Genomic DNA, 16,941 nt, shown 5'->3' with positions numbered 1-16,941 from the left:
CAGCGTGAGCCACGCCGACGACTCGGCAACCAGCGACCTTCACCGACGCCTGAGCCGGTCAGGCCCCGAGAAGATTACGGAGCGTGGCGGATACAGCAGACACGGATCCCGCCGACGGGCCGGTGATCACGCGGAGAAGATGCGTTCGCGGCGAGCCGGGTCGGACAGCACGTCGCGGATCAGCATCCCGAGATCGAGATCGGGCGCCACAGCGGGGTAACGCACGTCGCACAGCACGGAGCCGGCGATCGACAGGGCGAAACGTGTTGTGCGCTCGTTGATTCGATCCCACCCGACGGTGACATGCCCGTCCTCGAGGTCGATCGTTCGCCCGGCGACGCGCAGCAGGAGCCGACCGCGGTCACGGTAGAACACCAACCGTGTCTCACCCACGGTGCCGTAGACGCCACCCACTGGACCGAGTCCCGTGTTCATGGCGCGCAGATCACCGGTACCCAAATCCAGTTCGGAGAACTCACCGAACCCGGTGTGCGACCGGACGACGATCGTGTTCCCCCGCGGTTGTGCGCTCTCGCCACCGGGACCGCGCCCGTTGCCGAACACCGAGGCACGTGGCACCGCCCGGGAAGGACGCACATGCGCACTCGGTGCCGCTGTACCCGGCATCCCGGGCGCGCCCATCGCACCTGCCTCCGAACCATTCGAGGCCGGGAAACCGTTACCGGAGTGACCGTTCACGCCATTCGGCTGGGCATGACCGTTCGACGACCACGGCACCCGCTGATCGCCGGTCTGCCCGGCGGATTCGCCACCGTAGAAGCCGTTCGACTGCGAGTCGTACTGCGGCGCGGGCGAATCCTGCCGATCCGGTGCGGGCGCGTCGTAGTACCCGGTCCCAGGCGAACCCGGGAGACCGAATCCATTGCCCGACCCCGGCTGCCCCGGCGGTAGCGGCAATTCCGGACGCTCCGGGAGTTCCGGTAGCGGAGCCTGCGGCTGCGAAGCGGGCGGCAGTGGAACTGCCGGAACCTCCGGGATCGGAGGCGCCTGCCACTGCGGCGGCGGTGCCAGCGGCACCTGTTGCCCAGGCGGGAACGGCTGCGGCAACGGAGACTCCGGCGCAGGCGAAACCGGGAACTGCGGCGGCACAGGCGGAACCGAAGGCACCGGAAGTTCCGGCAACGGCGACGCGGGCCACGGCGAGATCGGTGGTACCGGTGGCTGAGCAGGCGGGAACGGCTGCGACGACGGCGGCTCCGGCAATGGCGAAAGCGGCGGGACCGGTCGCTCCGGTGACACGGGTGGTACCGGAGGCACAGGCAGCGACGGGACCTCCGGAAGCGGAGGTTGCGGCAGCGGAAGAATCTCCGGGAGCGGAGGCACCGGCGGTTGCGGAGGCACCGGCGGCACCGGCCGTTGCGGAGGCAACGGCGGCTGCGGCAAAGGAGGCACGGGCGGGTTCGGCGGTACCGGCGGTGGCGTCCGAGGGTCGCGATCGTCCTCCGCGCCACTTCCGGCCGCGAGACCCGCCCGCGCACCACCGTCGGGCCGCGAACGCCGCTCGCCTCCCTCCGAACGCTGCTCCCCCTCGGTCCGCCGCCGACCTTCGCCGCCCTCCGACCGCTCGCCACCTTCGGCCTGCGCCCCACCCTCGGACCGCGACTGCGCCCGCGGATCGACCGACCCGACCGCCGACGACGCAACGGCTTCCGGCATCGACCCGTCGCTACTCTGATCGGACTCCACCGCACCACCACCAGGCCAATGCACCGTCCGCGGATCGACTGCCGGGTCGCCCGGACGCAGAATCGGTTGTTGATCCACTCCATCCGGAAACAGCAGTGCGACGGTCTGGCCGCTCGGGTGCGGAATTGTCTGAGAATCAACGTTATCCGGCGACGATGGCTCTACGGTCCGATTGTCTGGACGCGGAATCGGTTGGGTGGGTGCGTTTGCCGGGAGTTCCGGGGTGTGGTGTACCGGGCCCTGGGGGTTGGTCGGGAGTCGGTGGCGGGGGCCGGGTGGGAGGGGGTCGGGGTCGTCGGGGTCGATTTCGGGGCGTGGCGGGAGGAGGTTGTCGGGGCCGAGGGCGGCGGGGGCGTATTTGATGCCCTTGCGCCAGTCGGTGAGGGGTGGGCGGGCGGCATCCCAGTCGAAGCCGATGCGGATGGCGTACTGGTTGGCGTCGCGCCAGGCGGCGCCGTACGGGTGGGCGCGCAGGTAGTTGGATTCGGCCAGAGCGTCCTGGAGCAGGAGGATATCGGCGGGCAGGATGTTGTCGCCACCCGCGATGAGCCGGTTCCAGGCTTCGGCGACATCGGCGACCGGGTCCAGCGGAAGGCGGCGCGGCACGCCGTCGCGCGGGTCGATGCGCAGATGCTGATCGCGCATCAGATGGTTCTTGATCTGGGCGATCTCCTCGTGGGAGAACGCCGGAACGGCGTGGTCGAGCCGTTCGGCGACCGCACGCGCGATTGCCGCGCGATCGGGACGGATGCCCGTCAGGGCATCACGAATGTCGTCGACCAATCGTGCTGCGTCACCGGGCCTTTCGTGATCCAGATGCCCGGCAATCGCCTCGACGGCGCGGATCAGGTCGGGGGCCGGATCGTCGGGGCTGCGGTGCGTTACCTCGACGAGTCCGGCGGCGTAGTCGTCGATGACATTCGCGATCACATCCACGAGCACGGCGGCCCGCACCGCACGCGCCGCGCCCTGGGCCGCCGGATGGCCGTGGAGGTTGTTGGTGATGGCGTCTATATCGCCGTCGTCATCGACATACCGCCGGTATTCTGCGTCGGCCCAGTCCTGCACCCGCTGCCAGGCTTCTTGTTCCGCCAGTTGGCGCTGCTTGAACAGTTCGCCCCGTTCACCGTTGTCCGGGACACGTTCGGGCAGCTGGTATTCCCGCGCCATCGGCTGCACGTCGCGTTTCGGCGCCCGGAACCACGGGTGCCCCTTGAAGCCCGGTGTGATCCGGCCCGGATGCTCTTTATCGCTGAACCAGGTGAAGCCGAACAGTTTCGCCGGTTCCAGGGTGAGCCGCAGGATGTTGTAGGCCAGGTCGGCGAACGGCAGTTCGTACGTGGGCATGCCGTTGTCGACCGGTGAGCCACCGGGGATGGCAGGCAGGAACGCTTCGTTCACACCAGGGCCGTTGCCGACGAACGGGTCGACGATCGCCGCTTCGACCGGCGCCATACCCCACCCACTGACGCCTTCGGGCAGCAGGCGTTCCTCATAGGCTTTCGGCACGGTCGGGCCGCCGGTGCCGGCGTCGCCGCTGCGCGGCTCCAGCAAATGCCAGCTGCCTTCGCCGTTCTGCCAGCGCACCATGTGCAGCGGCGGGCGCCCAGCCATCGCCGGGAGCGTGGTGAACTCGCGGCTCGGCGCCGGCATCCGCGCGATCCGCACCGGTGCATCGTGCCCGGCGACGATCCAGCAAAACTCGATGCGGGTTTCGCGGCGCGCCATCGCTTGGGCCACAGCGGGCTCCGAGCGAATCGCGGCGGCGAGCGCGGCATCGTGATCGACGCGCGGATGGACGTCCGGCCCGATCGGCGCGACCACGATGATGCGCGGATTCTCGCCCTCGATGAGTCCGACGCGCGGATGTCCTTCGCCGGGATTGATCGGGCGCACACCCAGCGCGTCGAGGATGTCGCGGCCCGCACCCGCCAATTCGGCCATCTGGCCCTGGATTCGGTGCACGAGCTGTTCACCCTGGCTGACGCGGGTGGCGGCCTCCCGCAGCAGGGCGATATTGCGGACGTGCTCGTCCGCCTTGTCGGCGCGGATCGTCCGGTTCGCCACCTCGTCCAGGATAAGGTCCAAATCTTGTGGACCAAGACGGCTTTCGTCGACTCGGAGCCGGTGCGCAAGGTCGGTCCGCATCAACCGCCACGGCTTGCACGCGAGCACGGCTTGCGCGCGTTCGCGGGCGAGGCGATCGAGCTCGGCCTGAACCTGTTGCGAAAGTTCGGGCTCCGCGACGCCGACCCGGCCGAGTGCGCCAATCTGCCGATCCAGTTCGGCCAGTTCAGAATCCGCCTCGTTGAAGCGTTGCGCCGCGTCCTGCAGGTTGAAGATCTGCTCACGACGGCGGGCGATCTCATCGGGCCCGACCAATTCCTCTGCTCGCGTGGCACTTTCCTCACCGGTACCGGCGACATCGCGGGTACGAACGATCCCGTTCTCCAGGTGTTGCAGCGTATTTGCCAGATTCGCTTGGTTCAGCGCCTCGTTCGGGTTCCGGACCGGCAGTGGGATATCCCGGAATCGGGAAAACCGATCATCTCGCTTGGCCCGCCAGAATGCCCGTTCGGCCGCCAACTGCGCACGCTTGCGCATCAACTCCTGGAGGACGGCCTCAGGCGTACCGGCGAGCTCCTGCTCGGCGATCTCCGCATCGAGCCGCGCCACCTCGGCTTCCGCCGCCTCGAGCCGCTCGGTCGCCCGCGCCGGCGCCGCCGCCTCGGGACCTCCGGGATCCGCTTCGGCCAGCAGTTCGGCCAGCACCCGGCGGATATCCCGCAATTCCTCCCGCCGCGCCACCGTCTCGGCGCGCGCACCCCACAACCGCTCCAGCTCGGCCCGCGCCTCCGGAGTCGGCACGTCCGCCCCAACCAGCGGCGCCGCCGAAACAACACCCTCATCGGCTATCGGCTGCGCCCACGCCACACGTGGGTCGACCGGCGGCCCCTGCCGCGGTACTCCACCGACAGGTGACACACCCGATCGACGCTGCGGCGATATCCCTCCCATCGTTGGCATATTCGGCCGAGTTGCCGGTTGGGTCGCGGCCAGTTCGGCGTCCACCAGGCTGACGTCGGCTTCGGCGTCGGTGTACCGCTTGGCTGCCGCGCCGAGTTTCGCGGCCGCGGCTTCGCCGGGGCTGTGGCGGAAGTTGGCGGTGGCGGCGTCGAGGGCGGCACGGGCGGCGTCGCGTTCGGCGATCGCGGCGTTGCGTTCGGCCAGGAGCTGGGCGATGCGGGCGGGGCGCTGCGCTTCGGCCTCGAGTTCGTCGGCGCGGCGGTTCAGAGCCTCCAGCAGCTCGAGAGCGTTTGCGCGGCTTTGGATTTCGTCACGCAATTCTGTCTGAACGGCAACCAGCTGTTCGGGGGTGAGGCGTTCCTTCTGATCGATCTTGCCGTCGCGGTAGACCTCGTAGACCTTCGCCCACCGTGCGGCTTTCGCGGCCACCTCTTCCGGGGTATCGCCGGGCCGCGCCGGTTCGGGCAATTCGACACCGACCGTCCGGGTGAAGTCGGGGTTGGCGCGGGGTTCGGGTGCGGGTCCAGTGTGCGCGCCGAGAATGCCGAATCGGTCGAGGATGTCGGCGCCTTCGAGCGCATCGGTGAGGATGTCGAGATCGCCGACGACCTCGAGCAGGTGGGCGATCGCCTTGTCGTGCACCGGGAATTCACCGTCGGTGACGCGCGGATCCACGGCGTCCTCGCCGTAGCGGACCAGGTCGAAACGGTCCAGCCCGTTGATGGTCCGGAAGTATTCGGCGACCGCGTCGATCAGGTTCTCGCGCTCGCTTTCTTTGCGGGCGAGCTCGGCAATCGCCTTGTTCAACCGCTTCGGGTCGGTGCCGGACGTGTTCGGCAGGTACTTCATCTCGGAGTTCTTGTAGCTGCGCGGGAACAGGTCTTTCGGGAACCGGCCCCGGCGACGCCCGACACCGAGCCGCTCGGCAAGCCGATCCCGGGCACCGTCCACCACACCGGAATCGGCGCCGCGCAGTAGTTTCGCGTAGTCGACCAGATCCTCGACGGCCTGCAGACGGCGTGCCCTACCCAGATCGCCCTCGACCAGCGCCCGGGCTACTTGCTCGGGCGTCAGCTGATCGGTTGCCAACCCGAGGCGGTGCGTTAGCTGGGAGCGCGCATCGCTGAGCGCGTGGAAATCGTCGATATCCCAAGCGGTGCGGCCGTAATCGATAATCGCTTCGATCTGGGAAGCGCGGAGCGCGTTCTCGGCACGCAGCTGCCCGATGCATTGCCTGAGCGCCTCGGGGTTGTCGAGCTCCCCTTCCGGAATGCCCAGGCGGTTCGCCAGTTCCTGCCTCGCCATCTCGACTTCGCCGCGGGACCATCCTTCTGGGAATAGTTGCGGCCGCTGATCGGTTTCCGCCGGCGCGTTGTAATAGAGCGGACGCCACGCACCGTCATCGTCGCGCACCACGGTGGCGTCCAGGACGCGCCCGTCGATCTCCTGCCGAATGTGCCGCACCGCAATAAGTTCACTGTCCAACAGGCGCGTGAACTCGTCCGGCTCGGCATGTGCGATCCGGAACACGACATCGACCAGCCCGTCGTTGACCGCCTGCGCGAGCTCGGGATGCTTCCGCAGGGCATCGGCCAGCACCATTTCGTGGTCCAGGCCTCCGTCGAACACCAGCAGCCTGGGCTTCTGCCCGGCCTCCCCGGGCAGGATTCCGATGCCGTCCACGCCGGTCAGCAGGAACCCACCGTCCGATTCGACCGACGCGCGCAGCCCCGAATCGGCGAGCTGACGCGTGAAGTCGGCGACCTCGCCGTCCACCCGCAGATAGTTCCGCATCTGCTGGTCGATATCCGCGAGACCGCGGGCCTGCGCGCCGATGTGATCGATCGCCGCCGCGAGCGCGCGCCGGGGATGCGTGTCCAGCTGCCCGAGATCGGTGCCGAGCAGCTGCGCCCAGACGGCGCGTTCGTCGCGAATCTGGTCGCGCCGCAGCGCGTTCTCGAAGTAGGTCGGGTTGCCCTCGTCGGTTCCTGGCTGATCGGTGTAGTTGAGATCGCCCCAGTCCCGGCCGGGCTCACCACCGTTGTTGACACCCTTCCAATCGAGCAGGGTGGTGGAACGGTCGTTGGCGTGGATGACCTCATGCAGGAACCGAGTCATCGGATCGGAGTCGAAGAAGCTGACTTCGGTGCTATAGGGGATGCGGCGGTTCTCGGCGTCGTAGCGGGCGGCGGCCTCGGCGAGCCCGGCCAGCGCCCCGATGCGGCGGGCCTGGTGGTAGCGCAGCACCTCGAAGGCCTGCCGGACCGATTCCGGCGTCACTTCCGGCCCCAGGTCGGCGCCCAGGTCGCGGACGGCGGCGATCAGGTCGGCGGCCAAGTCCTCGCGCAGGTTGGCGGCATCGGCCAGGTCACGGGACAGGTCGGCGAACCGGCCGGTGGCATTCGGGTTCGGCTCGTACCGCACCCGTTCCGGGGCGGGCGCCTGCTCTTGCTTCGGCTGTTCGGCGTCGGCCTGCCTGCGCAGCTCCTCGACATCTTCGCCGGTTTCCTGGCGGACCTGTTCCGGGTCCGCCTCGTCCAGCCACGGGCGGTATTCCTCGCCGTTGCGGGAGCGGGCAGGCGGCGGGTCGCCCGCATGGTCCGGGATGCGGCTGGTCAGCTTGTTCAGGAACGGGATGAGCTCCCGGTTCTGCCACATCGTCGCACCCTCTTTGAGGATGCGCGCGGGGTTGAATTTCGTCTGCAACACATCGCCTTCCGGCGTGTGCTTGATCAGCGGCACGTTCGCTTCGTGCGCGACCACCGACTGTCCGGCGCTGTCCACACCGGACCCGGACGGATATTTCGGTGCGTGCCCGGCGAATCCGTTCGTTAGCTGAGTCCACTTGCGGCGCACCAGGTTCGGACGTCGCTCAGGCGTAGCGGGCGGTTTCGAGGTGGGCAGGGGTGCCGCTTCGGGAGCGGGCGCCTCCGGACGGACGACGGGTGGTTCGACCCGCCAGTCACCCGAGCCTTCGTCGACCAGACGCACCGGCACCTGCTCACCGTCGACCTCGATGGTGTGCGGGCGGGTTTCGCCGGTCGCGGATTTCGACCCCGACCCTCCTGGATTGTGCGGATCCGGCGGTTCGGCCGCGGTGCCCTGCTGGACGGGCGGAGCAGACGGCTCGGTGGGCACCCGGCGGGCAGCGCCCGAGGAGTCGGAATCCGGTGTCGGCTCCGGCCGCGCCGACCTGCCCGCGCCATCACCGTCCTCGTCCGGACCCGATTCGTTGTCGGCATTCGGATCAGGCTGCGGCGCGGACCCTTCCGCGCCGTCACCGGGCGGCTCACCGGGATCCGGCACCGGCGGCTCCTGCGGCGGCTTCTTCCCACCCCCATCGGCGGCGGACTCCGGCACCGCCACGGCATCGCCGTCCTCCGCCCTTCCTCTGCCGAACCGTTCCCTGATCCGCTGTCGCATCGGCTTCTTGGGCTGCGGCTGCTCGTCCGATTCCGGTCGCGGGGTCACCTCGGCCGGCCTGTCCGCGGGCGAGGAACCCGCCAGCTGATCGCGTGCCGCGGCGACGAAATCGGGATCGAAGGTGCCCGAATTCAGGTCGACGTGCGGCGCGGGGTCGAGATATTGCGGCGGCATACCGATGCGAGCTCGCGCCTCCTCGACCAGGATCCGATGCAGCACGCGCGCGGGCTCGCTTGCACGTACGCCATTGCGTTCCACGTCGAGGAAGGCATCGCCGAGCGCTTCGGCGGGATCGAAACGGCCGTCCTCGTCGAAGCTGTAGCCGCTGAGTTGGTGGAGCCAGCTACGGAATCCGTCGGCGTCGGCCTGCGGTCGAGTGGCCGCGTAGTGCTGGCGCAGCGCGTCCATCGCGCGATGCTGGGCGCGCCGCTCACCAGCGTTGTCCAGCGCATGGCCGAGTTCGTGGACAATTGCCGAGTACACGACGCGGTCGGCCCCGACGGGCCATTCACCATTGCGCAGTGCCTTTTCGGCGAATCTCGCCAGCTCCGACGCATCCGTCGCATAGCGCTGGTTGATCGTGATCCACTCCGAGTTGAGGTAGAACCCGCGCCGTCGTGCTTCCGGCGAGAAGTCCCTGCCGATGCCAGGAACCGTCTCCCCGACAATTTTCGCGTCGGACCTCGGACCCCGCAACGGGCCGAAAGCGAAATTCCTCAGGTCGATCTCGGGATACATCGACAGCATCTCGTCCAGCGCCCGCGCCGCCTCCCTGGCGGTCTCGATATCGAGTCCGTCCAGGTCGAAGCCCTCGATCCCGAGCCCGTGACGTGCACGCAGCACCGCCGCGATCCGATCACGGTCACCGATACGCGACCATTCGTCATCGATTCGAACCGGGCCCGGCTCGAAGGCCGACGGTACGGCGTGGTCGGAGTCCGGCGATTCGGAGCGGGGTAGCCCGGTGCGTCCGGTCGCCGAATCAGACTGGGGTACGGCAGCTTCGGAGGATTCATTGCCGGTCGTCGGCGCATCTCCCGGCGCACGGCGGCCTCCGACCTCGACGGGCGAGCCCGCGTCGGGGACCACGGTGGCTCGGATCAACCAGTGACCGTCGTTGCCGAGGCTGTGCACCGAGTCGACGCGCCAGTTCAGGCCGCGGCCGAGCATCACGACCGGCACCGGCATGCCGGACGGCAGGAAGCGGTTCATGAACAGGGCGGGCGTGCCCGCGGGGACGGTCAGCTCGAGGTGGAAGCGGCCGCCGTCGACCGGCGGGGTCTCGCCGAGCGCAACCTGCGGGAACTCCGCGATCCGGTGCAGCGAACCGACCACGTCGCCGGTCATATCCAGCGGATTCTCCGGCCGGACGTAGGTCATCACCGCGGTATCGGGAAGGCGGAGGCGGGTGAGGACGTCGTCGAGAATGTCGACGGCCGCGGCCAGTTCGAGTGTAAGTTCCGCATCACCGCGCAAGGCGGCGTCGATCGCGGCCCGGAATCGGTTGCCGTCGGCGTTCAACGAAGCGATGCGTTCCAGCACCGCACGCTCGTCCGGGGCGAGCGCGTCGACCACCGCGTCCCAGTTCTCGAAGCCGTACCGCAGTCGTGCACCGAACTGCGGGTTGTCGATCTCGTAGCGGTCCTCGGAGGTTTCGGCGCTGCCGTCCTGTTCGGGGTTGTCCGCCTCGTCCCGCTGCTCGTCGCGGCGGATCGGCCGTGTGGTTTCGTCCTGCTGTGCAGGCGGTTCACCCTGCGAATCCACCGGTCGCCCGTGTGCGTCGCGCTCGACGTTCTCGGCGCCGCGGCGCAGATCGATGGTCGGGTCGTCACCGATGGCATCGGCCGGACCCTGGTTCGTGTCACCGCCGTCAGGCGGCACACCGTTGTCCGAGGGGTCGCCGTCGGGATCACCGGGCGCGGTGTTCCGCGATCGAACCGGCTGCGTCCGTTCGGCATCCGGACCACCGCGCCAATTCGACACCCGCGGATCGGCAGGGTCCTGCGGACCGGCCGCCCGAGACGCACCGATTTCCGGACCGGGGCGACCCAGGTCGACGGTCGGCCCGTCGGCGCCGACGGGCCTCGGGAGGTGCACCGTCGGATCAGCGGCGCCGACCGGACTCGGAAGCTCCACCGTCGGATCGTCAGCGTCAACCGGACTCGGGAGGGACACGGTCGGATCATCCGCACCAACCGGACTCGGCAGCTCCACCGTCGCGACATCGTCCGGTGACAGCCCTGGCGGCAGCTGGCCAGAGCTGTGGGATGGCAGGGGTGGACGGTTCGGCCCAGAATCGGGTCCGGGGCCCGGCGGCAACGGAGCGGGACCGTCGTCATCGGTATCCGGCCGCGGCGGCAACGGAGCGTCCGTGGGCAGCGGGGCGGGCGCGTACCTGATGCCCTTGCGCCAGCCGGTCAGCGGCGGCCGCACCGAATCCCAGTCGAAGCCGATGCGGATGGCGTACTGGTTGGCATCGCGCCAGGACGCATAGTCGCTGGTGCGCAGGAAGTTCGACTCCGCCAAGGCGTCCTGCAGCATGAGCACGTCTTCGGCCGTCGCCTCGTCGCCGATCAACCGGAGCCAGGCCTCGGCCACGTCGGCAACGGCGTCCAGGCGCATGCGCGCGGGCGACCCGTCGATGGGCAGCGCCCGCCGGTACTCGGCCTCCATGTAGTGGTGCTTGATCTGCGCGATCTGTTCGCGGCTGAACGCCGGGACGGAGTTGTCCAAGCGCACCGCGACCTCGGCGGCGATCGCGGCCCGGTCCGGCTCGAGACCGAGCAGCGCCTCGCGGATGTCGTCGACCAATCTGGCCGCGTCACCGGGCTGTTCACTGCGCAGTGTTCCGGTCAGGTCCGCGACGATGGCGCTGAGGTCCGGGTCGGGGTCGTCGGGGTTGCGCGTCGTCACCTCGCTGCGCGCCGACATGTAGTCCTCGACGACGCTCGCGATCCGATCCACGGTCTCCGCCGCACGCACCTCGCGCGCAGCGCCCTCGAACTCGGGGCGGGCGGCAAGATTGGCGGTGATGCGGTCGATGTCGCCATCGGAAGAACGGAACAGCCGATACTGCGCGGTGGCCCAGTCCTGCACCCGCTGCCACGCGCGCTGCTCGTCGGCCTGTTTCCTGTCGTAGCCCGCCAACTCCCCGGGGGCGTGCGCCCGCTCGGCGCGCTCGGGCTCGCGCGCCATCGGCTGGACGTCGGCGCTCTTCTTCCGGAACCAGGGGTGTCCTTTGAAGCCGGGCGAGATCCGTCCCGGGTGCGCGGAGTCGTTGTACCAGGTGAAACCGAACAGCTTCGCCGGTTCCAAGCTCAACCGCATGAAGTGGTAGAAGACGTCGGCGAAGGGCAGCTCGTAGGTCTGGCCCGGGTAGATCGGATCGCCGCCCGGGATGGTCGGCAGCAGGCTCTTGTCGACGCCGGGTCCGTTGTCCACGAACGGATCCACCACCGCCGCCTGGAACGGATTGGTCGCCCAACCGCTCACGCCTTCGGGCAGATCCCGCTCCTTGAACTCCTTCGGCGTGGTCGGGCCCTTGCGGTTGGTCGTCCACTCCGGACGCTCCGGGTTGACCTCGTGCCAGGTCGTCGAATCCGGCTCGCCGGATTGCCAGCGCACCCGGCGCAGGATCGGAGCGTCGTCGGGGCCGAGCGTCATGAATTCCCGCGAGGGCGAACGCAGTCGCCTGGTCGTCACGGGCTGATCGAGTTCGGCCACGAGTTCGCGGTACTCGATCCGCGTCTCCCGCGACAGCATCGCGCGCGCCACCCGCGAATCGCGATGGGTGGCCTCGAGCAGGGCGGCGTCATGGTCGGCTCGTGGCGCGGCGAGCGTGCCGCGCGGTGCGATCACGATGATCCGCTGCGGGTCGCCATCGACGAACCCGACCCGGTCGGTGACCTGACGCGCGCTCTCGGCAGCAAGAAAATCGCGTCCCGCTCCGGCCAATTCGGCGATCCTGCCCTGAATGCGGGCGATGCGATTGTCGGCCTCGTTCACGCGCGTCGCGGCCTCGCGCAGCAAATCGAGGTTGCGGTCGAGCTCGTCCATCTGGTCCACCCGGATGGTCCGACCGGCCACCTCCGCCAGCGCCTCGTCCAGCGCCTCCTCGGGCGACTTCTGCTGCGCCACGGCATCCGGGCCGAGATCGGCCTCGTTCACCCGCAAGCGTGCGGCGATATCGGCGCGCATCTGCCGCCACGGCTTGGACTCCAGCACCTCGCGGGCGCGCTCCCCTGCCAGGCGGTCGACTTCGGCGCGCACCTGCCGCGACAGCGGTTGCGGCTCCCCGATGCCGACCCGGCCGAGCGCGGCGATCCGGCGATCCACTTCCGCCAGCGCCGCCTGCACGCGGTTGTACCGCAATGCGGCATCGTGCAGCTTGAAAATCTGCTCGCGGCGACGGGCGATCTCGCCGGGATCGAGCTGCTCGCGGGCCACATACCCGGCCTCTTCGCCGGTGCCCGCGATGTTCCTGGTTCCGGCGACACTCGCTTCCAGGTGTTCCAGGGTGCGCGCCAGATTGGACTGGTTCAGCGCCTGCGCGGCATCGCCGAACGGCAGCGAAAGATCGCTGAAACGCGAATACCTGTCATCGCGCTTGGCGCGCCAGAATTCGCGTTCCCGGGCCAGCACGGCGCGTTCGCGCATCAGCTGCCGGTACACGCCCTCCGGTGTGTTCGACAGTTCGAGCTCGGCGATCTCCGCGTCGAGCTCGGCCACCGCCGCATCCGCTTCGTCGAATTCCCACGCGGCCCGCGCCATGGCGTCGACGGACGACGCATCCGATGCGTCGAGGGCCTCCGCACACGTCCGCCGGATGTCATCCCATTCCGCACGCCGCGCCACAGCCTCGGCGCGCTCCGCGCGCAGCCGATCAAGGGCGTCCTGGATCTCCGGCGGCAACGGAGCGGCCTCGGGCTGCCCGACCTGCGCCTGTTCACTCGGTTGCGCAGGCCGCGGCTGCTCGCCCGGTTGCGCGGACTGCGGCTGCTCGCCCGACTCTTCTACCTTCGACTGCTCGCCGGGCTGCTGTGATTCGGGCGCACGTGCGCCATGGTTCGCCTGCTCCCCCTCGGCCTGTGTCCCTTCGGCAGGATCCCTGCGGTGCTTCACCTCGTAGGCGGGCTCCGCACCCGACTCGTCCGCAGGCTCACCACGATGCCGCCCCGCGCCCTCGCTCTGATCCAGCGTCCGAGACTCCGCATCCTCGGACTCCGCTACATCGGACTGCGGCGCGCGGTGCTTGGGCTCGTAATCCTGCTTCTGCGACTCGTCCGCAGGAAGACCACGGTGCTTCGGCTGGTACGCGTCGGGTTCGGCATCGGACTCGTCCGCCGGGCGGCCGCGGTGCTTCGGCTCGGCCGTTTCGGGCTGCGGAACTCCTTGCTGCGGAGCAGCGTGCTTCGGCTCGTAGGGTTCCGCCGGAGGCTGTGATTCGTCCGCCGGGCGGCCGCGGTGCTTCGGCCGGTAGGCGGCAACGTCCGGCTGGCGCAAATCGACGGTCGGATCACCGCTGTCGGCTGCTGGACCCGACGACGACCCCTGCTCCGGCTGCGGACCGCCCGGCCACACCCAGGTCCGCGGATTTTCCCGCCGACCGCGATCGACCGCCGGATCATCGTTCTCAGCAACAGAACTCGATGCAGATTCCGGCTCCGGCTGCGGACCACCCGGCCACACCCTGGTCCGTGGATCCTCCCGCCGACCGAGATCGAGCGTCGAATCATCTGCTTCGGCAACAGGACCCGACGACGACTGCTCACCACCCGGCCACACGATGGTCCGCGGATCCTCCTGCTGCGGCTGCCCGAGCTGACGGTGAGCATCGCGCAGCGCCCGCTGGTATCGCTCCTCGGCGCGCTCGCGCGGCGACTGGCGGCCCGTTCCATGCTGCTCCGGCGTGGCACCGGCAGACTGATCCGTGCCGAAGTCCGTGCGCCGGTGCGCGATTCGACCGTCGTCGAGGGTGGCGATCTCGATGTGGGTGACCACAACTCCCGGCCGCGCGAGCAGCGGGCGCAGCAGCGGGTACTCGGCCTCGAGCTGGGCGCGCACCTTCCCGGGCGTATGCCAGCCCACCATGACGATGCGCGGCGGCTCACCGGCCACGACACCGACGGTGTCGTCGATGCGGCCCGCGCCCTCCTCTGCCAGCGCTTCGCGCTGCATGGCGCGGGCAAGTGCCTCGTCGAGTACCTCCACCTCGGACTCGGCGGCGAGGTAGCGCAACGCGGCTTCGCTCAGTTCCTCGAGGCGCGCGGCCTGCTCGGGATGCGCGCTCGTCAACCGGTCGATGGTGTTCGCCACCTGACTCGGGCCCGGACCCAGCTCGTCGCGGGTGACCGGCAGACCGGCCATCGCCGCGTCCCTTGCCGCGTCCGCCGCATTCAATTCCCTGACGGCGGCGGCATTCTCCGCCGCGAGCCGCTGGGTCACCCGGCGGGCGATCTCGACATCGGTCCTGCGCGGGGGTTCATCGGGATCGAGGGTCGGCGACGGGGGCGGCCCCTGCGGGGGTATCCGTCCACCGCCTGCGGACGGTTCCGGCCGCGTGGGTGCGCCCGAGCCCTCATCCCCGTGTGCAACCGCACCGTCGGCGCCCGAAGGCAGCGCGGCGGGCGGTTCGGTGGACCGGGTCGCGGCCAGCGCCGCGTCCACCCGCGCCAGCTCGGCGTCGGCGGCCTGCTGCCTGCGCGCGGCGGCGGCCAGATCGTCGAGCGCGGCGGTGCGCTCGTGCGATTCGGTGGTGTGGTAGCGAGCCGTGGCTGCCTCGACCTCGGCACGGGCCGCGTCGAGCTGGGCGAGCGCGGCGCCGCGCTCGCCGAGCAGCCGCGCGATCTCCAGCGGTCGGCGCGCCTGCCGATCCAGTTCCGCGGCCCGATCGTTGAGCGCGGCCAGCATGTCGAGATCGGCGGCCCGCCCGTGCACCTCGGCGCGCAGTTCAGCCTGCACCTTCGCCAGTTGCCGCGGGGTGAGCCGTTCTTTCTGGTCTATCTTCCCATCGCGATAGATCTCGTAGACCTTCTCGAAACGCTTGGCTTTGGCCGCCTTTTCCGCATCGGTATCGGTCGGCTGAATCGGTTCGGGCAGATCGACGCCGACGGTCCTGGTGAAATCCGGGTTCGGCGTCGGCCGCGGATCGGGCGCGGAGTTGTTCGCGCCGAGCATGCCGAATCCGTCGAGCACCCGGGCGCCGCGCAGCGCCTCGGCCAGCGACTCGAGATCGCCGGCCATGTCGAGCAGATGCGCGACGGCCTTGTTGTGTACCGGGAATTCGACATCGGCCAGGCGGGGGTCCACCGCGTCCGCGCCGCGCGACACCGGATCGAACGGGTCGAGTCGATTGACGGTGCGGTAGTACTCGGTGAGCGCATCGATCAGGTTCTCGCGCTCGGCCGGTCTGCGCGCGAGCTTGGCGATCGCCTTGTTCAGCCGCTTCGGATCGGTGCCGGTCCGGTCGGGGCGGTACTTCTTCTCGTCGTTGCGGTAGTTGCGCGGGAAGAGATCCCTGGGGAAACGGCCGCGCCGCCTGCCCACCCCGAGCCGTTCGGCGAGCCGATCCCGCGCGGCGTCGACCACATCGGCATCGATGCCGCGCATGAGCGACGCGTAGGCGACGAGGTCCTCGACGGCCTGATGCCTGCGGGCCGAGCCGATCTTGTCCTGCACGAAGGCCTGGGCCAGCCGCTCCGGTGTCAACTGGCCGGGCTCGAGCTTCAACCGGTCGGCCAGCTGCGCGCGGGCGTCGCCGATGGTGTGGAAGTCATCGATGTCCCATGCGGTGCGGCCGTAGTCGATGAGCGCTTCGATCTGGCTGGCCCTGATCTTGTTCTCCGCGCGGATCTGTTCCATCCGGTCGGACAGCGCCTGCGGGTCGCCCAGATCGGATGCCGGAACACCCAGACGATGCGCGAGTTCCTCACGCGTGGCCTCGATTTCGGTGCGAGACAGCCCTTCCAGATCGGGCTTCGGCCGCGGATCCCCTCCTTCGGTCGTCGGCGCCACCTCGACGACCGGGCGCCACTGTCCGTCCTCGTCGAGCAGGAAGGTCATGTCCAGCCTGCGGCCGTCCACCAGCTCAGCGGCGTGCCGCACCCGCATGGACACGCTGTCGTTGACCCGAATAGTCCCGTCGGGCGCCATCTCGGCTACCCGGAACACCACGTCGACCTGGCCGTTGTTGACGACCTCGGCGATATTCGGGTGCGCGCGCAGCACCGAGGCGAGCACGTGGGCGTGGTCGAGGTGACCGTCGACCACCATCAGCCGCAACGGCCCGCCGTCGACACCGGGCAGCAGCCCGAGGCCGTCGGCATCCGGAATCAGGAACCCGCCGTCGGAGACGATCGAGGACCGCAGGGCCAGGTCGGTCACGAGCCGGGTGAGTTCATCGGCGTCGCCGTCGGCACGCACGAATTCGTTGGCCAGTTCGGCGAATCGGGCGATGTCGTCGGTACGCGCGTACACGGTGGCGAGGGCGTCGGCGAGCGCGCCGCGCGGATGCGCGTCGAGATAGTGGAGGTCGACCTGCAGGAGCTGGGCCCAGACGGCGCGCTCGTCCTTGATCTGATCGCGGCGCAGCGCGTTCACGAAGTAGCCCGGCTTGCCCTGGTCGATGCCGGGCTGGTCGGTGTAGCTGAGGTCGCCCCAGTCGCGACCGGGCTCACCCCCGTTGTTGACCCCCTGCCAGTCCAGCAGCGTCGTCGGCCGGTCGTCGGCGTGCACGATCTCGCGCAGGAAGCGCGTCATCGGGTCGTTGTCGAAGAAGCTGACTTC

General features: G+C 69.5%; 1 protein-coding gene (running past one end of the window). It reads right to left on the bottom strand.

Translation table 11 applies throughout. From position 1 onward, the window contains the following. Positions 1 to 126 precede the first annotated feature (126 nt). Positions 127 to 16,941: the 3' portion of an alpha/beta hydrolase gene (locus ACT86A_RS04835; RefSeq protein ID WP_445090775.1), read on the bottom strand. 14,091 nt of this gene lie beyond the right edge of the window; only the last 16,815 of its 30,906 coding nucleotides appear in the window; the start codon falls outside the window, past its right edge; the stop codon is at positions 127 to 129.

Source organism: Nocardia glycosmidis (assembly GCF_052545115.1).
The sequence above is the reverse complement of the archived record's forward strand: the minus strand, read 5'-3'. Positions and strand labels throughout refer to the sequence as shown.